The organism is Ralstonia pickettii, assembly GCF_000607165.1.
GTDB lineage: Bacteria > Pseudomonadota > Gammaproteobacteria > Burkholderiales > Burkholderiaceae > Ralstonia > Ralstonia holmesii.
The window spans coordinates 83,318-104,441 of record NZ_JFZG01000031.1; the positions used below are offsets into that span (position 1 = coordinate 83,318).

Annotated in this window: 19 protein-coding genes; 18 read left to right on the plus strand and 1 reads right to left on the minus strand. The window is 56.5% G+C overall.

Features of this window, described 5'->3' with window-relative positions:
* Positions 1–97 precede the first annotated feature (97 nt).
* The 14 genes from BG83_RS0125455 to BG83_RS0125520 all read left to right on the plus strand — a co-directional run bounded on the left by BG83_RS0125455 (position 98) and on the right by BG83_RS0125520 (position 16,428).
* On the plus strand, positions 98–364 hold the full coding sequence (locus tag BG83_RS0125455; protein WP_024979401.1) for a hypothetical protein: 267 nt from the start codon (positions 98–100) through the stop codon (positions 362–364).
* Entirely contained in the window at positions 361–987 is a 627-nt protein-coding gene (locus tag BG83_RS0125460) for a hypothetical protein (protein WP_024979402.1), read from the plus strand. The genes BG83_RS0125455 and BG83_RS0125460 overlap by 4 nt, the downstream gene beginning before the upstream one ends.
* Before the next feature lie 58 nt (positions 988–1,045).
* The gene (locus BG83_RS0125465; RefSeq protein WP_024979403.1) at positions 1,046–2,167 is read left to right on the plus strand and encodes an AAA family ATPase; all 1,122 of its coding nucleotides are present in this window, start codon (positions 1,046–1,048) and stop codon (positions 2,165–2,167) included.
* Between the two features lie 2 nt (positions 2,168–2,169).
* Entirely contained in the window at positions 2,170–2,775 is a 606-nt protein-coding gene (locus tag BG83_RS0125470) for a hypothetical protein (RefSeq protein WP_024979404.1), read from the plus strand.
* A 12-nt stretch (positions 2,776–2,787) separates the two neighbouring features.
* Positions 2,788–3,843, plus strand: a complete 1,056-nt coding sequence (locus tag BG83_RS0125475; RefSeq protein WP_024979405.1) for a hypothetical protein — start codon at positions 2,788–2,790, stop codon at positions 3,841–3,843.
* 15 nt (positions 3,844–3,858) lie between these two features.
* Positions 3,859–4,332: a single-stranded DNA-binding protein gene (locus tag BG83_RS0125480; RefSeq protein ID WP_024979406.1), complete on the plus strand. Its 474-nt coding sequence runs from the start codon at positions 3,859–3,861 to the stop codon at positions 4,330–4,332.
* A gap of 106 nt (positions 4,333–4,438) precedes the next feature.
* Entirely contained in the window at positions 4,439–4,666 is a 228-nt protein-coding gene (locus BG83_RS0125485; RefSeq protein WP_024979407.1) for a hypothetical protein, read from the plus strand.
* Positions 4,667–5,067: 401 nt separating this feature from the next.
* Entirely contained in the window at positions 5,068–7,917 is a 2,850-nt protein-coding gene (locus BG83_RS0125490; RefSeq protein WP_024979408.1) for a ribonucleoside-diphosphate reductase subunit alpha, read from the plus strand.
* Between the two features lie 78 nt (positions 7,918–7,995).
* Positions 7,996–9,066: a ribonucleotide-diphosphate reductase subunit beta gene (locus BG83_RS0125495; protein ID WP_024979409.1), complete on the plus strand. Its 1,071-nt coding sequence runs from the start codon at positions 7,996–7,998 to the stop codon at positions 9,064–9,066.
* A gap of 637 nt (positions 9,067–9,703) precedes the next feature.
* Positions 9,704–11,032, plus strand: a complete 1,329-nt coding sequence (locus tag BG83_RS0125500; protein WP_024979410.1) for a hypothetical protein — start codon at positions 9,704–9,706, stop codon at positions 11,030–11,032.
* 218 nt (positions 11,033–11,250) lie between these two features.
* Positions 11,251–12,354, plus strand: a complete 1,104-nt coding sequence (locus BG83_RS0125505) for a DUF3150 domain-containing protein (RefSeq protein ID WP_024979411.1) — start codon at positions 11,251–11,253, stop codon at positions 12,352–12,354.
* 56 nt (positions 12,355–12,410) lie between these two features.
* Positions 12,411–14,459, plus strand: coding sequence for a hypothetical protein (locus tag BG83_RS0125510; RefSeq protein ID WP_024979412.1), 2,049 nt, complete (start codon positions 12,411–12,413; stop codon positions 14,457–14,459).
* A gap of 62 nt (positions 14,460–14,521) precedes the next feature.
* Complete coding sequence (locus BG83_RS0125515) at positions 14,522–15,583, plus strand: DUF7146 domain-containing protein (protein ID WP_024979413.1); 1,062 nt, start codon at positions 14,522–14,524, stop codon at positions 15,581–15,583.
* Positions 15,584–15,723: 140 nt separating this feature from the next.
* Positions 15,724–16,428 carry a hypothetical protein gene (locus BG83_RS0125520; protein ID WP_024979414.1) on the plus strand — a complete coding sequence of 235 codons (705 nt, stop codon included), beginning with the start codon at positions 15,724–15,726 and terminating at the stop codon, positions 16,426–16,428.
* On the opposite strand, the gene BG83_RS0125525 is transcribed toward BG83_RS0125520, so the two are convergent.
* A complete protein-coding gene (locus tag BG83_RS0125525; RefSeq protein ID WP_024979415.1) occupies positions 16,376–17,056 on the minus strand; it encodes a helix-turn-helix domain-containing protein in 681 nt (226 codons plus the stop codon). The genes BG83_RS0125520 and BG83_RS0125525 overlap by 53 nt on opposite strands.
* A gap of 480 nt (positions 17,057–17,536) precedes the next feature.
* On the opposite strand from BG83_RS0125525, the gene BG83_RS0125530 reads away from it, so the two are divergent.
* From BG83_RS0125530 to mobH, 4 genes are all read left to right on the plus strand, one after another.
* Positions 17,537–17,731: a hypothetical protein gene (locus tag BG83_RS0125530; protein ID WP_024979416.1), complete on the plus strand. Its 195-nt coding sequence runs from the start codon at positions 17,537–17,539 to the stop codon at positions 17,729–17,731.
* A 2-nt stretch (positions 17,732–17,733) separates the two neighbouring features.
* The gene (locus BG83_RS0125535) at positions 17,734–18,291 is read left to right on the plus strand and encodes a FlhC family transcriptional regulator (protein WP_024979417.1); all 558 of its coding nucleotides are present in this window, start codon (positions 17,734–17,736) and stop codon (positions 18,289–18,291) included.
* Positions 18,292–18,371: 80 nt separating this feature from the next.
* Positions 18,372–19,244: a hypothetical protein gene (locus tag BG83_RS0125540; RefSeq protein ID WP_024979418.1), complete on the plus strand. Its 873-nt coding sequence runs from the start codon at positions 18,372–18,374 to the stop codon at positions 19,242–19,244.
* A gap of 159 nt (positions 19,245–19,403) precedes the next feature.
* Positions 19,404–21,124: MobH family relaxase (mobH, locus tag BG83_RS0125545; RefSeq protein WP_024979419.1), on the plus strand; the 1,721-nt coding region annotated here is incomplete at its 3' end.

A 21,124-nucleotide genomic window follows, 5' to 3' on the forward strand; every position in this document is an offset into this window, starting at 1 on the left:
CTAGCCTGGCGCGGCAACCTTGCCGCGTATTAACCCCTGCGGGAATCTCATTTCCGCAGGGGGATGGGTTTCTCGCGTCTCACAGATGGAGAAGCCTATGGACTGGACGCAAGTCAGTCGTCTGCAGGGCAATTCTCGTGTCGTGTCGCGTGTCGAGGTCGACGACAACGTTTCCAAAGACCGGTTCTTTACGGTCTGGGAGTTGTCGGGCTCCGGGGGATGTATCGTCCTCGCCCGGAAGCGCAAGGCCAATGGCCGGCACGAATTCATCAGTGCAAAGAAGGACGGTCGGCGTACTGCCGATATCGTCCAAGCGCTGAAGGATGGTGCCGAACTGTTCTCCGAGAAGGAGGATGGTTCATGAGGCAAGTTTCGACATCACCAATCCAGGCAACGTTCTTCTTCATTCCGGCGCACGAGCAAATCGTGCGGGAAGCGAAGGACGCCCAGGAAGCGCGAGAGCGTGAAGCGAGGCAAGTCGCCTACGCCAAGAGCAAGTCCAAGAAGGTTCGGCCGGTCCCTGAGGGATTCGACGATCTGGACATGCCCCTGCTGCGCCAGATGTTCGCTGAGATTTTTGAGGCGGCAGACGGTGCCACGGTAGATAAAGCAGTCAACGTCGCTGGGGCGGTCGAATCGAATGAGGAATGGAGTGCGGATGCCGTCAAATGGCTCCACGCTTTGCTCCTCGAGAGATCGATCGAACTGCTGTCGATGCGGATCAGCACTGAGGAAAAGCTCGATATCCTTGATTGGATTTTGAAGCCCAACTTTTGCGGCTACCGCGACCAGATTCTCTCCGATAGGAGGGATAAGGATATCGACGGACGTGAAACTGATGTCGTTGAGCAGCGCCGGGTGCGAGTGCGGGTCTATCAAGACGAGATCCCCTTCACTTTCGCTACCTGTTGCCGTGTCGCTGGACTGAATCCTGAAGAACTCAGGGAGCAGATTCGGTCGAGGCGGGAGCAGATTCTGAGTAGTTAAGCCCCGGGGGCTCCTGTCCCCGTGGGGACTGGAGTCTCCAAATCATCCGGAGATTTTTATGACAACCCAAGCTACAACGTCCGCTGGTACGGGACAGAAGGGCAGAAAGAAGGCTTCACCTGCTCCCACTCCCGCGCCGCAGGCTGTCGCTGGTGCTGGGCTGGCCGAAGAGCAGGTCCAACCGCAATGGGTTCAGCACGACGCTTATCAAGCGTTCGGCGTTGAGCTGATGCGTGGTAAGACGATGATTGGTCTGAGTGCGCCTTCGGCGTTCACGCCGGCCAAGGACCCGACTTACAAGTGGCCGATGGAAAACCTGCGCGATCTGGCGTATTTCTACGTTGCTGGTGGGAATGCCTTCTGCGCAATGGGTCACCCCGGGACAGGCAAGACGGCAGGCGTGCAGCAGTTCCACGCCGCGTTGAATTTGCCGCTTCTTTGCATGTCGGCAAATCCGAGGACCCAGGCGTATCACCTGATTGGCCGGCTCGTTCCGAACCAAGAGGGTGGCGTGTCTTGGTCAGACGGCCCAGTGCTCATGGCTGCCCGCCTCGGTATGTCCGTTTTGATCGATGAATACAACGTCATCGATCCGGGAGAAATGACCGGCTTGAACCTCCTTCTGGAGGGACGGCCGTATCTGGTTCCGGAAACAAGCGAACTTGTTGTTCCGCGGAAGGGGTTTCGCGTCTACGCCACCTGCAATCCAAAGGATGACAAAGGCTTGGTTCATGGACGTCATACGCAGGACAACGCGAATGACGAACGCTTCGAGTTCAGCTGGTTCGGCTACCTCCCACCTGAGGTCGAGATCGATCTGGTTGCGGGGCTGATCGAACCATTTCAACCTGGTCTGCCACCAAAGACTCTTGCGGAGATGTTCGTTACTGTCGCCAACCAAGTGCGCAAGCTCTACGCTGGTGAGTCCGACGAGTCCGGTGCTCTCGACAAGACGATCTCGACACGCGTTCTGCGTCGTTGGGTCGGCAAGGCGATGTTGGCACAGGGTGGAGGCCTCGTTGAGGCACCCATTCACTACGGTCTCGAACGTGCGTGGTCCTTGTCGTGTTCAGATGAGGTTCGAGTTGCAGTTCACGAGCTGGTGACGCAAACCTTCGGGGGAGCTGAATACAAATCCAGCAAGGACAGCTTGCATGCACTGGATCTAGCGGGAGGCTGATCGTGAATAACGTTCTGCTGTTCCGTAAGGCCACTGATGGTCTCGACGTAGCTTTGTCGACGACGCAGGATTCCCCGCTGTGTTTGCACATCGGGGTATCTGGCGGGCGGATGACGAAGCATATCGTCGAAGGCTACACGCAGAGCTCACTCAAAGAGCAGCTCGGGGCCATGGGCTTCGAGTCGCTCGGCGAAAGAGAGTTCGAGGAGGGCTCTGTCGTAGAAACGGCGGCCTCAGACCTCCTGTTCGTAGTACTCGGCGTCAAGGAGTCAACATTCAGGAAGTCAGTCGCGGGCCTGGTCGGAGGTGACCTTGACTGGTCGTTTGTCGATTGCCACGACGAGATGTTTGTCGTGGGAACCCGTGCGAGCAACCAGACGGTAATCGGTGTCCTCGGCGCGGCAATCAGGTTAGGACTTGAGGTTGCCAAGCCGCGCAGTACGAGCGATGAGCTCGATCTCGTTCCTGTTCGCAAAAGCGGGAAGGAGATGTTGTCGTTCTTTGGTCGCGACCTGTTTTTCGGGGCGCTCCATGGAGCATCTGTCAAAGCCGGACTGGTTGTCTCTCCAACAGTTTTCTCAGTGGGGAGGCCATTGGTCAATTTCTGATGAGAGGTTGATATGTCTCAGCAAGGTAGCGTTTACCGCCGTCCGCAAGGAGTGTGTGAAACGATTGTGGAGTGGTGCTTCGTCCTGATCGGGTTCGCCCTCAAGACGGCGGTCACCATCGCTTCACTGGTGGTGCGTGGCGCAGCGAAGTTGCTGCTCGTCAGTTGTCGCTTCTTGTTTGCTTTCGGAATGAAAGCAGCGAAGCGCCGTGTGCCGAAGGATCTGGAGGCGACTGAGCCGGCAAAGACGAAGTCACCAGAACCGGTGCCAAGTCTCAAGCCGGCCATGAGCGTGGCTGAACCGAAGAGCCGAATTGCGTTTTCGGGTCCGGTAACGGCAGCGTTCACACGAACCATCAGCTTCGAGAAGGGCTTTGGGTCAGTGCTGTTGTGGTTCTACCCGGGCGGCAAGGTTAGGAGGCTCGTAAAAATCTACGACCGTGCCTTGATCGAGCAAGTTGGCTTCGAGCGGTACGAGTTGGAGGAGGTTGCATACTCCGGCCAGGCCGAAGTCGAAGTGGTTATCAGGCAAACCATCGCGCAAGTCCAAAGACTTCTGCGAGGCAAGCATGAAGTGAAACTTCGGATCGTCGCTTCGGGTTCTAACGAGTCCGCCAGTGACGCGAAGAAGGAAGAGGGGGGGTCCACAAAGGTACAAGTGGAGGACACCCAAGTAGCTTCAACAATGGAGGCCAAGAAGGTTGACGGTGATGTCGCAGTGATGCCGAAATCCTTCAAGGATGCCGTGGAGTTGAAACGGTCGAAGAGCCGACCTGCAAAGGTCTACACCGGGCGAGTCATCGAATTGGGCGTCAAGTCCAGAAAGATCTCCCAAGAGAAGGGGAAACCCGCAAAGCAAATTGACCAGTTCTGCGTGACCATGGAAGCAGACGAACTCCAAGGAAACGCCCTGCCGGTTTGGGGTACCGACCTGGAGAGAGCAATTGATGAGTGTGGGGCTAAAGTTGGCGATCGCGTTCGAATCGAGCACCTCGGTCGTATCGAGTGGCACGAGCAGAACGGAAAGAAAGCTTGGAAGAACGCCTTCAACGTTGAGTTGCTCAGTTGATTGATGAGGTAAGAGATGAAAAACACGAACCATTGTGTTCTCCACGGCTGGTTGGGGAAGGACCCTGAAGTTCGTTTTCGCAACTCTGGCGGTGCCACTGTGTTGTTCTCGCTCTGTACGAACGACGACTATCACAATGGAACCGAATGGGTGGAAGTCAAAGAGTGGCACGACTGCGTCGTAGTTGGGAATGCCGCTGAGCAATATGCTGAGAAGTATCAGCAAGGCGACGAAGTCATCGTCCAAGGCCGTGTGAAACCTCGTTTTTACGAGAAAAACGGTCAGAAGGTGAAAGTTGTCGAAATCTATGTGTCAACGATGGAGCTGATCGCCAAGCGCGCAAAGCCGATCGGAAACGATCAGCAGCGAGGCGGTGCTTCAGAAGGGCGCAAGGCCGAACAGCGCAAGCAGTATCAAGCTGGAAACGGTAGACAGGAGGTAACTTCTGTTGCTGGTTTGTCGGACGATTATGGTGGCAAGAACTTTTGAAGATCCTGCCGGTGTAGCGTCGCAATGAAATGAGTTTTTTCCCGAGATGGGGGCACGTTCCCCATCCCGGGGAATGTGTCTGCCTCAACTAGATTTGGAGACGGACATGGATGCTCAACGAGTCGTAACGGGTGCAGAACTGATCGAGTTCATCAAGAACGAGCAGGTGCTCCGAAACGCGTTTGCTTGCAGAGTGCAGGTCGAAGCAGCAGGTAAGACGGTGGAGAAGAAGGTCGCCTTCGACGGTATCGGTTTGGTGGTTGACAACGAGAGTTGTGATCCCGATCAGTTCGTCAAAGCGAACAGTGTCTTTGTGCCCCCGGTGCTGCGCTGACCGGATGTCTTCGTACAGCGAATTTGCTGTACACAACCCGAAGCCCGCTCGTTCACTCGAGCGGACTTCCCCAAGCTTCTCTGAATGAGAACCTTTGGGAAGTTGCCGGTTTCTTTGAGCGCAAGTCGCTCCCGAGCTGACGGATTTAGCCCAGGCCGGACCATTGGCTAGTCTGGTGATGCTGTACACACCATCGAGAACACCTCGTTCTCTCTTTCACTGTTGACCCTCGCGGTCGACGTTCTTGAACCCGGCGGGGAAGCTTTCCCGTCAGGGGAAATTCCTGCCGAACGTATGTCACCCAGTGCTTGCGGGATCCACTTAAGCGATCTCGCAGAGAGGCCGCTTAACTAGGCCTCGTCCAATCATTTGGGTAACACGCATTTTTGTGGGAGTTTTGTATGAAAAGAGATTTTGTCGGTGCTTACATGGTCATTCGCCGAAATGGCGAGACGGTGCCGTTTGACGCATCGAAAATTGCAAACGCGCTTGCCAAGGCGTTTCTGTATGACGCACATGGGAATCCGTATCGCCCAGGCGTCGTATCGCTCAGCGCCGCACAACGTGAACGCATTGAGCAGCTGACACAAGCAGTCTGTGATGCGCTGGGTCGACGAGGGGAAAGCAGTTCATTTCACATCGAGGCCTTGCAGGACCAAGTCGAACTGGCCCTGATGCGTGCGGGCGAGCACGAGGTCGCCCGCGGCTATGTCCTCTACCGCGAGATGGCGTCGAAGAAGCGTGCGCCGGCCGAGACTGCAGGGCGTTACGACCACATCAAGTCGTATCGCACGCGCAGTGGCGGTGAATCAGCGTTCGATCCTAACTTCTGGATCGCTATTGTCGAGTCCGTCGTAGCTGGACTCGAAGGTGTTTCAGCGACAGATCTGTTTGATGAAGCCGTTCGAAACCTCTACAACAAGGCGAAGGAAGAGGAGATCGAGAACGCGTTGATTCTTGCAGCGCGTACGAAGATCGAGTTGGAGCCGGCTTACACCAAGGCGGCTGCCAGGCTTGTCCTGGCGCTTCAGTTGGGACACGACGTGTTCGGCAAGGCCGTAACCTTCGCTGAGCTTGCCGGTTCTTACGGAGAGGCGTTCGCTCGCGGTATCAAGGAAGGGGTGAACGCTGAACTGCTTGCCGACGACATGTCGCGTGGGTTCGATTTGCAACGTCTGGCAAGTGCCATTCGTCCGGACCGAGATCGCCTTTGGGACTATCTCGGGATGCAGACGTTGTACGACCGCTACTTGTTGCACATCGACGGCAAGCGCATCGAACTACCGCAGGCATTCCTGATGCGGGTGGCGATGGGGCTGGCGCGGAACGAGGTGGAACGAGAAGTACGTGCCATCGAGTTCTACGAAGTACTGTCGACGTTTGACTACATGGCCAGTACGCCGACGCTGTTCAATACGGGATCGCTCCGGTCGCAGCTTTCGAGCTGCTATCTGACCACGATCTCGGATGACCTCGAGGGCATCTATGACGGGCTTAAAGAAAATGCCCTGTTGTCGAAGTTCGCTGGTGGGCTCGGTAACGACTGGACTCGCGTTCGCGCATTGGGTTCCTACATCAAGGGGACCAATGGCAAATCGCAAGGAATTGTCCCTTTCCTCAAGGTCACCAACGACACAGCCGTCGCCGTGAACCAAGGGGGCAAGCGCAAAGGTGCGGTGTGTGCGTACCTTGAAACGTGGCACCTCGACATCGAGGAATTCCTGGAGCTTCGCAAGAACACCGGGGATGATCGGCGTCGTACGCATGACATGAACACGGCCAACTGGATTCCGGACTTGTTTATGAAGCGCGTGCACGAGGGTGCAGACTGGACGCTGTTCTCGCCGAACGATGTTCCGGACTTGCATGATCTGTACGGTTCGAAGTTCGAAGCGCGCTACAAGCATTATGAAGCTTTGGCCGATGCTGGTACGTTGAAGCACTTCAAACGGTTGCCCGCTGTTGATCTTTGGCGCAAGATGCTCGGTCTGCTGTTTGAGACCGGACATCCTTGGATCACGTTCAAGGACCCTTGCAATATTCGGTCTCCGCAGCAGCATGTCGGCGTGGTGCACAGCTCCAACCTCTGCACGGAAATCACGCTGAACACCAACGACAGCGAAATCGCCGTGTGCAACCTTGGTTCGGTGAACCTTGTTGCTCATTTGGTGAAACTGCCAGATGGCAGTATGGCGCTCGATCACCAGAAGCTGCGGCGCACTGTCCGGATCGCGATGCGGATGCTGGACAACGTGATCGACATGAATTTCTACGCTGTGGCAAAAGCTCGCGCGTCGAATATGCGGCACCGTCCGGTGGGCCTTGGCATGATGGGGTATCAAGATTCGCTGTACGTGCTTGGTATTCCATTCGGCAGCGAGGCAGCTGTCGATTTCTCCGATCGCTCGATGGAAGCCATCTGCTACTACGCTTACGAGGCCTCTTCGGATCTCGCTGTTGAGCGCGGCGTTTACCCGAGCTACAACGGGTCGCTGTGGTCGAAGGGAATTCTTCCACTCGACTCGATTGATCTGCTGGTGCAGGAACGCGGAGAGGGCTACCTGGATATCGACCGTTCGTCGTCGATGGACTGGGATGCCCTGCGGGAAAAGATCGGGCGGCAGGGTATGCGCAACTCGAATTGCGTAGCGATTGCTCCGACTGCAACTATCTCGAACATCGTGGGTGTCTCTGCGAGTAACGAGCCCCAGTTCCAGAACCTTTACGTGAAATCCAACCTCTCGGGGGAGTTCACTTTGGTCAACGAGTACCTGGTCGCCGATCTGAAGAAGCTCGGCATCTGGGACGAGGTGATGTTGTCGGACCTGAAGTTCTACGATGGTTCTGTTCAGAAGATCGATCGCGTCCCTGATGAGATCAAGGCGCGTTATGCCACAGCGTTCGAGGTCGAGCCACGTTGGTCCGTGGAAGCTGGCGCACGCCGGCAGAAGTGGATCGATCAGGCGCAGTCTTTGAACATCTACATGGCCGGCGCTTCTGGAAAGAAGTTGGACGAGGTGTACAAACTTGCGTGGTTGCGTGGTCTCAAAACGACCTATTACCTGCGCACGATTGCCGCTACGTCTGTTGAGAAGTCTACGGTTGCTTTGGGAACTCTCAATGCTGTTGCGCCTTCGTCAGCAATGGCGACGCAGCAATCAACGCAGAGTTCGGATCTTGATGTTGAGGGACGGGTATGCATGTTCCGTCCTGGGGATCCGGATTCTGATGGATGCCAAGCCTGCCAATGAAGTCGGACTAGGTTTGCAGTGAATCATTTTTGGGGGCAGTCAGTCGGCTGCCCCCGTCATTTTCAGAGAGAGGTTAATATGGATATCTCGTCAGTCGAAACGACTGCGCTCGCTCATGCGACCGCAGCTGCGAAACGAGTGAACGTTGCCGAAAAGCGGATCATCAACGGTAAGACCGATGTGAACCAATTGGTGCCGTTCAAGTACAAGTGGGCGTGGGAAAAATACCTGGCCGGCTGCGCGAACCATTGGATGCCGCAGGAAATCAACATGTCGCGCGACATCGCCCTGTGGAAAGACCCGAACGGTCTGACCGAAGACGAGCGACGTATCATCAAGCGCAATTTAGGCTTTTTCGTTACGGCCGACTCACTGGCTGCCAACAACATCGTGCTCGGAACCTATCGGCACATTACGGCACCTGAGTGTCGCCAGTACCTGCTGCGCCAAGCGTTTGAGGAGGCGATTCATACGCACGCGTATCAGTACATCGTTGAATCGCTGGGCCTGAACGAGGCCGAGATCTTCAACGCGTACCACGAGGTGCAGTCGATCCGCGACAAGGACGAGTTCCTGATCCCGTTCATCGACACGCTGACGGACCCGTCCTTCGAGACCGGCACGCCCGAGAACGACCAGAAGCTGTTGAAGTCGCTCATCGTCTTCGCCTGCATCATGGAAGGCCTGTTCTTCTACGTCGGCTTCACGCAGATCCTCGCGATGGGCCGTCAGAACAAGATGACTGGTGCTGCCGAGCAGTACCAGTACATCCTGCGCGACGAGTCGCTGCACTGCAATTTCGGTATTGACCTGATCAACCAGATCAAGCTAGAGAACCCGCACCTATTCACGGATGAGTTCAAGGCCGAGATCACGGAGCTGTTCAAGAAGGCCGTCGATCTGGAATACCGCTATGCGGAAGACACTATGCCGCGCGGTGTGCTGGGCCTGAACGCATCGATGTTCAAGGGTTACCTGCGCTTCATCTGCAACCGCCGTTGTCAGCAGATCGGCTTGGAACCGCTGTTCCCGAACGAGGAAAACCCGTTCCCGTGGATGAGCGAGATGATCGACCTGAAGAAGGAGCGCAACTTTTTTGAGACTCGAGTCATCGAGTATCAGACTGGCGGTGCACTCAGTTGGGATTGAAAATCTTCGCCTGCTCACGGACACATAAGTTGAGATTTCGGACACATAAGTTGAGATTTTGTGCCCTAATCGGCACGTTCGTTAGGTGTTTGCAATCTTGTCCAATGTGTCAGTCTCCGCCTCGGAAGGCGACTCCGGTATGGAGACACGACGAAGCGGTGTTGCTTGCTTCGTATCAGGAAACCCCTGTAAAAGTGGTTACCTATCTGTTAGGTGGCCGTGGGCAGCCCCCGCGCGTAAGCGCGGGGCCTCGTCCACGCAACAACAACTAAATTGACCGTTCCCGTTAGGAATCGCCCGTACTATAATCACCGGAACCTAGCTGGGGGTCTACACTAGCCTTAGCCGCGCCCGCGGCATTCTGTTCTTCCGAGACGTCATAAGCATGCCCCACTGGAATGCTTCTGACGTTTTCTTGTGCCACGGCACGGAAGGGCTGCTTGGTATGCCCGTCTTGCATTCTTCGAATGTGACTAGCCAAGCCTTAGGGAGCTTTCCCCTCTCGTCTTCACCAAGTCCAGCAATGGGCTGGTAGTGCTTCTCCCTGCGAATTTCTTCAGTTTCGGGGCCCCCCAGAGCGATCCAGAACGCTCTGGGGGGCCTCGATTCTGGGGTTCAAATTCGCAAGGAGATAGAAATGAACGTCCAACCCCAGGTTTTTGAGCGTCAGCTCATTGCGCAGTCAGGTGTGTTCGGGGCAAGCAATGGCACCGATCAAGGCACCAGTTGGCTTGCCGATCCTGTGAGTGACCGTGGTGTTCTCGTCTCCGAGTACACCACATCGACTGACACTAGCCGCGTGCTGGCGGTCAGTTTGGCGCTATCAAGCAGCCGTTCAACATACGACGTCCTGGCAGAAGTAGCTGTTGCCGGGCGGGTGGGTATGCCGCTTCTCGTTGATCTGGCGAGTGCGACTCAACTCATCGATGAATCTAATCCCCATGAGCCCAACAGGGCTGCGACCTTGCAAGCAATCGAAAGGCTGTACGCAGCGTCGGCGCGAGGCAACGCAGTTGATGGGGCCCCTCCGATGATCGTGATCAGCGAAGGCGATCTCGCAGATGCTGCTCGTCTCGGGAATGTGGAAAAGTATGTGCGTGTTGGGTCAAGCCAACACGTCGATTGCGAGTTACTCGCTCATCCGCAACGCGTTCCCGAATTGCTGGGAACGGAAGTCAGCGGAATGATTTTTGGTGCGGGTTCAGTGGTTCGGGATGGTTGCGGCGGCGTGTTCGGTACGAGCTCCGAGTTCGTCGACGCAAGCGAGATGGTGGCAGGATCGGTGATCAACCTCTGCGACTATCTTGCTGATACTCAACGCGGAAATGATTGGTTCGACAGCAAGCGGCTCGAGGAGCAAATCCGGCTGGCGGTTCGCGAGCTTGACTCGATGCACGACGTCAAGGAGACGCTGGGATGTCCGGGGCAACCTGGATTTGGCCGGCGGATCGGAATCGGGATCTCGGGCGTCGCGTTCGCACTTCAGCAGCTTGGAGTTGCAGGGAACGCGGATAAAGCCAGAGCGGCGCTTGCGCAGGTAACCAGGATCATTCGTGACGAGGCTTATCGAGCTTCCTGCGATCTCGCAGAGGAGTTTGGTGCGTCGCCATGGTTTGACAGCGTTGATTTCCACACCGGACCCGTCGCGGATCAGTTACCGCCTTCATTGGTGGAGCGTATCCGTACGTATGGGCTCAGGAATGCGCAGATCTTCGGTTGGGCGCTTATGGCGGATCGGCCGGCGTTTGCGATGTCTGTCGGAGTAACTTCCGATTGGGCAGTTGATGCAGTGAGAACTGCAGAGGGGGTCGGCCAACAAATTGCTTGGCACGAAGTGATCTCTCAGGGCTTTGGGACCCAGTATCTCGCAGAGGTGCTGATCCCGGACAGCTGGAGCTTGGAGCAGTCGGCGAAACTGACAGCTCTTAGCAATCGCGCTTACCTCTGGGGAATCACGGTGCGGTAATTAGGCGCGGGTATCCGTGCTGAAGGGCCTTGGCCGGCCCATATGTTTGAAGACATCTCCGGAAAGCGAGCCGTTTCCAGAGATGTTTTTTGCGCAGTGCGCAGAGAGGGTAGCTGACACACCTAACCAAGTCAGCCATTCGTTTGTTAACCCAGCCGGGGATTCCATGCCCGGTAGGGGGCATGGTGTCTTCGGGTTTTCGCAGTAAGGAGATCTCCATGTCGAATCAAAACGAAATCCGGACCATTGAACGGGTCCTTTGTTTCAGTCTCGAAATCCATATCTGGTCGGGCCGGCGCAAGCTGCGTACGACTGATATCGGTGAGATCGATGAGCTGCCGAACAGCGACCTCGCGTCGCTAGGAAGCAAAAAGGTCATCGATAGCGAGCACCTGAAACCGTTCGATAAGCTCAAGAAGCGCGCGCAGAAGGCTTGCGAAAGCCGCGGCGTACGCTTTCTTGGCGGCTATGCTATTCCGTACAACAAGGCCAAACTCGTCGCCGACGAGCTGGAAGCCATCGCAGTGGAATACGAGCAAGCTCGCGCCCACCTCGTTGCAAACTACGACCGCTTCATCCAGGAATGGCAAAACGCTCCGAACAACAAGGAGTGGGCCCACATCATCAAAGACGAAGCGCCTGGGAAGGCGTACGTTGAGAGTGCGTTGGGTTTCAATTGGCAGGCCTGCAAGGTCCGTTCGGTCGACGAATCGGAGGAAGCAGCAGAGCAACTGTCGCGAGGTCTGAAGCAGGCGGAGCAGGGGCTTGCGGGCACTCTCTTTCGGGAAATCGCCCAAGAGGCCGCAGCTTTTGAGGAGCGCACCCTCTGCTTTGGTGACGCTAACAAAGGTCGCCATGCTCGTGAGTATGTCACCCAGCGATGCAAGAACGCACTGGAAGCCATTCGCGAGAAGATGGAGGGTCTGGCGTTCCTCGACCCGTGCGTGCGTCCCATCATCGAGACCATCGACTACAGCATCAACTTGCTACCGTCGAAGGGCAAGATCGAGGGGATCCATCTGACGACTCTCTGGGGCCTGACAGGCATCTTGAAACGTCCAGATCGGATGCGCGCGTTCGGTCAGCAATGTCTGGACTCCGGTGATGTTGCCGCGACGTTCGGATTTGCTGTCGGCACGAACGAAAGTGCGGTCGACGACGAAACCGAACTCGCGCCTGTACAGGTACCTCAGGCACCGGTTCAGCACTCGGTCACAGTCGGTGCTTCGGCAGTAACAACTGTGCGCTCTTCGCGCCAGCTTCCGTCCCTGCCGCTGCCGTTGCCGACGCAGTCGGGAACTGTCATCAGTCTCGGTATTTAATCCCGTAGGGGCAATTTGTCGCCCCTTCGGGGACGATTCTCATTCTGAGGAATCGCATGAACATCAATACCTTGAAAGGGGCTCTGCCAATCGCAGCAAGGCTGTTGGCACAGAAGTGTGGCCTTGTCGTGCGGTTTGGCGGCCAGGCTTGCACCAACGGCAGAGAGATTACCCTGCCGAATTTGCCGATTGAAGTCGAAACAGCGCGCATCTTGGGTCTTGGATTTATCCTCCACGAAGGCGCTGGACATGTGGTCGAAACCGACTTCGAGGGGGTTCAAGCCTTGAATCTGCCGCCGTTCGTATTCCGACTCTTCAATGCACTGGAAGACGTGCGCATTGAGGGGCGAGTGGAGCGTCGGTATCCGGGCGCGCATCGGGTCTTTATGGCGATGCGAAAGCTGCTTCAAGAGCAAGGCCGCCTGGCAGATATCTCAAACGTGGATTCATTGTCCGGGGCACTGGTAATCGGCACGCTGCAAATACTGCAGTGGCGAGTGCTGAAGCGCGAGTTCTACAAGGAAAGCGAGGCAACTGCTGTTGAGTGGTTGCGCAACGGGTTCGGCATTGCCTTTGCCGACTCTTACCTCGCGATCGTTGGAAAGCTTAAGACTTCGTGCTCGTCAGTTGAAGCCGCGCACATTGCCCTAGAGGCAGCTGCGCTGCTCCAACAGTTCGTGGACGACCTTGCAGAGTCAACTTCTCAGCCGGATGAAAGCGGCAGCGAGAACGAGTCTGCAGACGCCTCCAGCGTTCCTGGCCAACAGTCCGAAGATGATCCGCAAGGTGATGAGTCTGACGCGTCCCCGACGGGAACCAATGACTCGGACGCGGCTGCTGGCGACAGCACTCAGTCGTCAGCGACCAGCCCTAGTGGAGAGCAAGATACAGCCGAAAGTGGGCAACCGCAGCAGGCTGAATCTGGTCCAGAAGGTATCGAGGCTGGGACGCAAGTCCCTGCTGAGAGCGGCGGTGAAAGTCACGTCAACGGCGAGAAGGACACCGCCGGCGGAGACACTGAGTCATCGCATGCCGGCGAACCCGGAGCAGTTGGGGAAGGTAACTCTTCTTCATCAGAATGCAGCGATATCGCCGACAGCGAATCGTTGGCGGGTGGACAAGATGGTCACGACGCGACAGCCAATGGTACCGACGCAACTGAAGTCGATACCGGCGGGCAAGCGGAACCGTCGTTCTGCCTGGCAGATCCCGTCACAAGCGCCGCCCTTCAGGCAGCGCTTGGAGCGGCGTACAACCCAAGCGAGGACTTAGGTGAAGCGCTGCAAGCGATGCTGACCAGCATTGCGTCCACCACGGAGGACCCGCCAGTACTGTCCGAAGCCGTGCCGTTCTTGTCGGAAATTGAAGACAACGGTGAAATCGTTCAGCGCGTGAAGCGCGAAACGATCGCACTGCGTCGGAAGTTGACGACGGCATTGGAATCACAGACGTTGAGCCAGTGTTGGGAAGGGTATGCAGGTGAACGTCTTTCCAATCTCGGAGCTCTCAGGTTGCCTATGGGGGACTTGAACATCTTCGAGCGGGAAACACGACGGACAAACGTCGACGTCGCTATCCAATTGCTGCTGGATCGTTCGGGCAGCATGCAGGAGGAAGAGCGTATCGCATTGGCAATTGACGCATGCACTGCATTGGGTCTAGCGCTCGGTCAGATTGATGGCGTGCAGATTGCAACTGCTGCTTTCCCGGCGGGTGAAATCAACTGCGATCGCAACGTGCTCGTCTTGAACGGGTTCAGTGAGTCGGTGAGCAGGCGTGCAGGTCGAATCGCGGCAGTTCGGGCGGACGGGGCAAACACCCCGCTAGCCGACGCGATGTTGTTTGGCCAGTACTCGCTGCTTTCGACTAAGGCGACTCGGCGAATCCTTCTTCCCATCACCGATGGAGAACCGGATAGCCGGTCTGCAGTTGCCGAAGTTGTCGCTTCATGCGCTCGTTGGGGTGTCGAGGTGATGGGAGTGGGAATTGGCCTTGATATCTCCAGTCAGATACCCGACAGCATCAGAATTGACAAGGTCGAGGAGTTGCCGCAGCGAATGTTCGAGATGATGACGAATCGTCTTGTACTGAAGCAAGCGGCGTAGGGGCCCAGGCGCGATGATTGCGCCTGGTTTCTTTAACAGCTGTAAGCATGGGGATTGGAACCATGATTAGAGATGACAATGCTCGCCGTGCGGCGCGCGACGCGATGATCAAGGATGCCAAGTACCGTGCGGCCGGCAAATGGCGCGGCCTGCTCGAGTCAGCTGGCCTTGACAAAACTTGGTTGAAAAAGGGTGTTCCCTGCCCCTTCTGTGGTGGCCATGATCGCTACAGCTTCACCGACAAGTGGGGAGATGGGAACTACTTCTGTCGCGGATGTGGCCCAGGCGATGGCCTGAAGTTGCTGCAGTTCGCCCTGGGCGGCGTGAGCTTCATGGAAGCTATCGAGTGGGCGATCCAATGGTCGGGGGGAAGCGTGCCCGACCTAAGCGGTTCAGCGCTTGCTCCGAGGCCTGTCCTGAAGTCCAGCGACGAACTTACTCCCGCTGAAGTAGAGCGGAGGAAAGGGCGATACAAAAAGCTTTGGGACGCCGGTTTTCGGGTGACTCAAGGAGACCCGGTATGGAAGCACTTGGAGCGAAGGCTGCCCGGGCTGGAGGAATCTGAAGTGCCTCGAGTATTGCGGTTTCATCCTGCCTTGGAGTACTGGGAGAAAGACGACAACGAGAAGTGGGTTCATGTCGGCAATTTTCCGGGAATGCTGGCCGCAATTCAGGGCCCAGATGGCGTCTGTTGCAACATCCATCGAACTTTCCTGACCGAGGAAGGAGAGAAGGCGCCGGTACCGAGTGCTCGTAAGAAGGAACTCTCCATCGGAGTGAAGGGGGGAGCCATCCGGCTGCTCCCATTGGTCGGCCGGGAGATGAGCGTTGCGGAAGGCATTGAGACATCACTCGCAGTGATTCGATATCGCGGCGAGAGTTGTTGGTCAGCCGTTGACGCCCAGGGGATGGAGGAAATCGCCATTCCAGATGAGGTAGACCTTATCCGCATCTATCAGGACAACGACCTACCGGATCAACGGGGTCGTCGACGTGGTTTCGAGGCGGGAGAAAAGCTTGCTCAGCGTGCGAAAGCGATGGGCAAGCGTGCAATCAAGTACGCACCTGGAAAGGCAGGGATGGACATGGATGATTTTGTCCGATCGCTTCCCAAAAGGGCGTGATGGCAGGCCGGAAACGGTCTGTGTATGATGAGCGCGCCGGGGATATCCCGGCGCGTTTTTTTTGCGCTGTCGTGAGAGGAAAGTGGCTTGAAACCCAGGGCACATTCCGTATCCTCTAGGCAGTAGATAGAGGAGTTTTGATGACTGCAGCGATGGATCAACTCACCGTGCACACGCGGGAGGACGGTGACAAGTTTGTATGCGTTTGGAAGGTAGGCCGGAAGCAGGGGATGGTTTTCGTCAGCGTTGAGGTGGACGTGCCAGAAAAGGCCGTCGTTGCTGAATTGAGCGCAATTCACTATCTCGTGGAAGACGTCCAATTGCTTGGCGATAATCGGAGTGGCGCTAATCTCGCGCTCACTGTTTCGTCGTCGCTCATTGCAGACATCAAAACGGGCAAAAGCCAAAGATCCCACCTGGTCCCATTTGCGGCGCTTCTCACTACAAAATTCCTCGATGTTCCAACGAGTGTGAGTAGGGACGACTCTTGGGTAGGCGAGGGCGCGGGCACCCGCGTCAAGCACCTGGTGGTGACGGAGCCTATGCGAGTTCTACTGGACGTAAAAGGGCACGGAACGATCGGCGTCACAAAGCATGGGTTCGATCAGTTCCGAACTCGGCTGAACAACGTCGGTGCAGTTGATGCTTGGAAGGAGATGCAGCGAATCGCGAAGGTGGGAATGGTCTCAACGCGTGAGTACCATCGAGGAAGCCGAAAGCTCTTCCATGCAGAAAGTCACTGGGCGTTCATTGTGGGGGAGGACGGCAATCTGATTACCGCCTACTCAGACCTCAACGCGGGAAAGCATGTCCAGCAGGAAACCGATACACGGGCGCTCCGATAACGTAGAGGCTATCGCGTTGCTGATGGGTCGTATAGCCAATGCCAATGTCGGATTGGGCAATATCGATGACCGTGTTGTCTTCAAAAGCGAACTCCCAGCGCGGCGCCCCTTGTGGGTTTTCCGGCAGAGATCTGATCCTGGCCACGTACATCAAGTTGTTATAGCGAACGATGTAGTGCTGGCCATCCTCAAGGACCACGTTTTGCGCCGTATAGACAACAATGTCGCCGGCCTGGACGAGTGAGAATGCCTCTTCAGGCGCCACTTGCCAGTAAAAGAACAAGCCAGCCCACCCGATGGTCGCAAACTCCTTAATGCGCTGAGGCAAGGACATTGAAATCGGGTCCTTCCCGCGCGGATCGTAGAGAAGATAGCTGTTCGTGCCCTCTGCGCCGATCAAGAAGTCTGGCGTCACGTTGAGTCGGCGCGCGAGCTCCATCAATATGTCGTAGTTGGGCACGAACACGCCGGACAGATACTTGTATGCAGTCGGCGATGTGACTTTGATCAACTCGGCGATGAACCTGCTCCGAGCAAATCCAGTAGTCGGCAACCCTCTCGCATCCAGGACCAAGTGGAGGCGTTGGCCAAACGTCTGACGGACGGCGTCAATGCCGCTCTGTTCCATGTGGCTTACCCAAAGAAAGTGAGTTTTTAGCGGCGTATTATGCCGCAGGTCGACACGGGCGACTGGGAAAATCACGTCCGCAGCCAAGAAAATGAGAATAATAAATCACATTCGTCCGGCCGCGTAAGGTGACCCTCATCTAGGGCAAGGTGACGCGGTTGGCGCTAGGAAGTCAACGCGGTCTAGCTGTAACGGCTTGTTTTCGTGGAACTTTAGACCTGTTGCCTCGAAACATCTATCAACCCTTCCGAGGGGTGTCCTCCAGCTTGCTAACGGGCTGTCCTTTGTGTAGATTCCGCTCAGGGTTAGTTCTTGCCAAGAAGTTGTAATTCCCAGGCTTAGATCCAAACACGGGAATCGGCTGACGGCAAACATTGGGGGGTCTACATGATGTGTCCAATACTTGAGCTCGCGGCGCGCGAGAATACAAGGGCTTTGGAGAATCGCTGGAACGCGGTGCGACTTGATAGGAGTCGGGCCATGATGGTCTACAAGCTCAGCCAGGAAGCTGTGGACATGCTTCTCCAGACCCCTCTTGAAGTTCTTGTTGAGAAGACGAAAGAAGCCAACCAGGCAATTTTCGTCGACAACCAGTTTGAGGATCTCCTCAAGGTTGCTGCGATTGCGACCGCGTCACCGTCGGCGATCAAGAATGTCATCGCGTTGCGTGGGTAAACATGAAAAATACCCAGCTTCGCTTCTACATTGAGCACGAACGCAGACTGAAGCGGCTATGTGAATTTGGCGCCAGACCCAAAACGATGCAGGCGCTCCTTACCCCTCACGGGGGGGTACATATCGCCACCTTCCGAGAAATTTTTACTCAGTTGACGGGGCGAACGCCAAAGCCGGGCATGTCACCGTCTCCGGATTTCGGAAGCTTCTTCCAAAAACCGAATCGTCGATTCGAGTGCAGCCTCATACTCCACTCATACAATAAGCTCTGCAATCTTGGTGCTCACCATGTTGATGCGCTGATTGAGGCGTACGCCTTTTTTCGGGAGAGCGCGCCCGCGGAAAAGAGCATGGAATTCTCTTTTGAGCGCGCGCTCATGCTCGCTCGGGCATTTGACAGTGGCGAACTACGGCTTTCAGAGTGCGACTGTTGCTCCTCCAACCACGTTCATGAGCGTAACGAACCGGTGATGTGCCCTGTGTGCAATAACGGCAACTTCGGCGGCTCGCGCAAGCGGCACAAATCGCGTGTCGTTGCGACATACCAGCAGGCAGGCTGATCGGTGCTGCCTGCATCCTCAACCGGGTTCGTGTTTCTACAGGAAGTAGACAGCGCGATTTCTGGCGGGCACGAGTTGCTATGCAAGTCGGACTGAGCCCCAGCGGGTTGGCGACCAAACGCGCCAATGTAGAACACCAATCATGCCGGGAACTTGTGCTCGGGCGCGAGGGAGTGGTCTCCATCTCGGCCCGTCGTCCACTGTTCCTGCGCAGCCTTGGTGAAACTGGCTCCGGCAGGTCTATGGCAATCATGGGCTTGGCAGAGCAGATGCTCGCAGGCGGCGGTGCGGTCCTGTGGATCGATAGTGGCAACCATCCCCGCGTTGCCAGGGCACTGCAGAAGCTGGCGGACAGGCATTTGGTGAACTATGCCGCGTCAAACGAATTTTCCCGCGGTGATCAGGCGGCGATCGCAAATTTGATGGCGCTGGGAGGGATTGGCCACTGTGTTCCGGGGAATGACATTCCATCGGGAATGCCAAAAGACAAATACACGCGCATGCGTCTCGGAAACATCCTCCGCACCCTGGGTTCATGTGAACTGAAGGGCCTGGGGAAAGTGTCCCCAACGCTGATTGTGTTCAACCAGATTGTGGGTGCATTTGAGGGACGCGCGCTCGGTCTGGGCAGCTTGCCGGCGAAGCTTCGCGGCGGCGGGCACAGCTTTGTCTTCAGTGATACCTCGATCCTGAACGACGCGCTGGACGTTTCGGCGCACGTCCGCCAGTACTTGTTCCATCGCATGCCTTACGCCCACGCATTGCGCCTTGTGAAAGCATTGCGACCAGCGTGTCGACAAGCGCAGGAGCAAGTTTCGGCTTTCTTCGCACCTTCGGGAGGGGATGCTGACGAGGTCCTTGCGCAGCAGATTGCTCAGCTCGTGGACGAATATGCCGTCTACTGTGCAAACGGAGACTGGAGAGTTCTGCGGTCCGCCGCACCATCACTGTGAGTGACGAGGATTGATTACCTCCAGTTGATCAACTCCTATATAGGGTTGCCGTGCTCGACTCGGTTCGGTCTTTCAGTCGCCTCAAATGCCTTGAAACACCGTCGGTATGCAGCACGTTTTGCGCTTTCTTGCTCTGGAGGCCGGGCATAGACTTTCCCTATGCTCAAACGATTCCTCCATCGGCTGTTAGGTCGAACTGAAGAAGAGGCCGCCGCTATCCCTGCGGTTTCGCCTGTCATCGCAGCGCGGCTCGGTACGCCAGCCGCGCGAGTCGACACTGTAGCCGTTCGCGTCCCTGTTTATCCCCCAATAGATCCGGGGATCGACGTGTTAGCGGTGGAGCAACTTATTGATAGTCAATCCCAGTTGATGGGACGTATCCGTACAGTCGCTGGCGGTGCTGACGATGAGTTCAACGAGATGTACATGTCCGTCATCAGCAACTTGGCGGCGTACGTGCACCTCCTTCCGGCATCAAGACTAGAGACACACACCGGCGCGGGTGGCCTCTTTCGTTTGTCGCTCGAAATGGGGTTTTACAGCCTGCAGGCTTCTGAAGGCGTGATCTTCACCCCGACTGAAGGCGTCGAACGCCGTCACAAACTCGAACCTCGATGGCGCTATGCGGCTTTCCTCGCTGGTCTGTGCTGCGAGTTGCATCGCCCGCTGGCTTCACTCATTGTGAGTGGCCCGGGTGGAGTGCAATGGCCAAAGTATCTTTCGCCACTTCATAAGTGGTGTACCGATCATGGGTTCGAGAACTACTACATCTCGTGGCAGCCAGAGCCAAGGGCGGAGTGGGCCGGGGTAAAAGCCGAGGTGTCCGCGATGATCAGTAAGATCGTCCCCGACAAATGCCTTCAGTACCTGGAGGCTGGTTCCCCCACGCTCGCTCCTATCGTGTTCTCCGTTGCGACGGGCGTTGCACGCGACAACGAAAACGCCGTGGCCGAACTCGTTACCCGTATTCGAAAGCGAGTTCTGGATCGCGATAAAGCTGTGCGGCCGGAGTACTACGGCACCCTCACGGTTGGCAACCATTTGGAGCCTCATCTGCTGGAGGCGATGCGAACTTTGATTCGTGAGAGCAAGTGGACGATCAACCAAGAGGGTGGTCGCGTGTGGTATGGCACCGACGGCCTATACGTAATCTGGAAAAAAGCTGCGGACGAGCTTTCGAAGGCGATCGATGAGAAGGGCATACGAGGTGTACCTTCCGAAGCCAACACTCTTGCCGAAGCGCTGCTGAACGCGAAAGTGTTCGTTGGTAAGAGCGATCGTGATCCCTACTGGAAGGTAATCCTTCCAAATGGCAAGGAATATCAGGCCACGAAGTTGGCGAACCCGCTTACTGTCCTTGGTGACATTGAGGTGGCCCCTCTGCCGCATGCAATCGGAAATGGAGCCGGCGGAGCTCCGAATATTTCCCAGCAGGCTGCCGCACAGACTTTGGCTCCTGCCACGGTACCTACTCCAGCTGCCTCCCCGGCGTCCGCCGAAGCAACAACTACAGCGGATCCTAAAGCTGGCGCCGGCTCGACGCAGCAGGCGCTCGCGCGCGCAGAGAACGAAGCTGTCTCGACCCCAGCTGCGCAAACGGCGTCTACGGGCCCCGCCGGTGTCGCGCCAGAGAAGCTGCATGCGCTAATGAGCCAACAGGCGCAGGCGAGGTCCGCGATGCGGACGCTAGAACCTACCGAGTTGGAAAGCAGAAGCGCTGAAGAAGCAGCAGCCGAACGTGCTGAGATTGGAGGAGCTCCGATAACGGCGGATCCTGTGCAGGCGAGTGAGCGTCGCCGCAGCAAGTCGAACTCAAAATCTTCAGCGACTGTGGAGAAAGCCTCCAATCTTGACGCGCGTGTTGACGCGCGTGCGAAGAG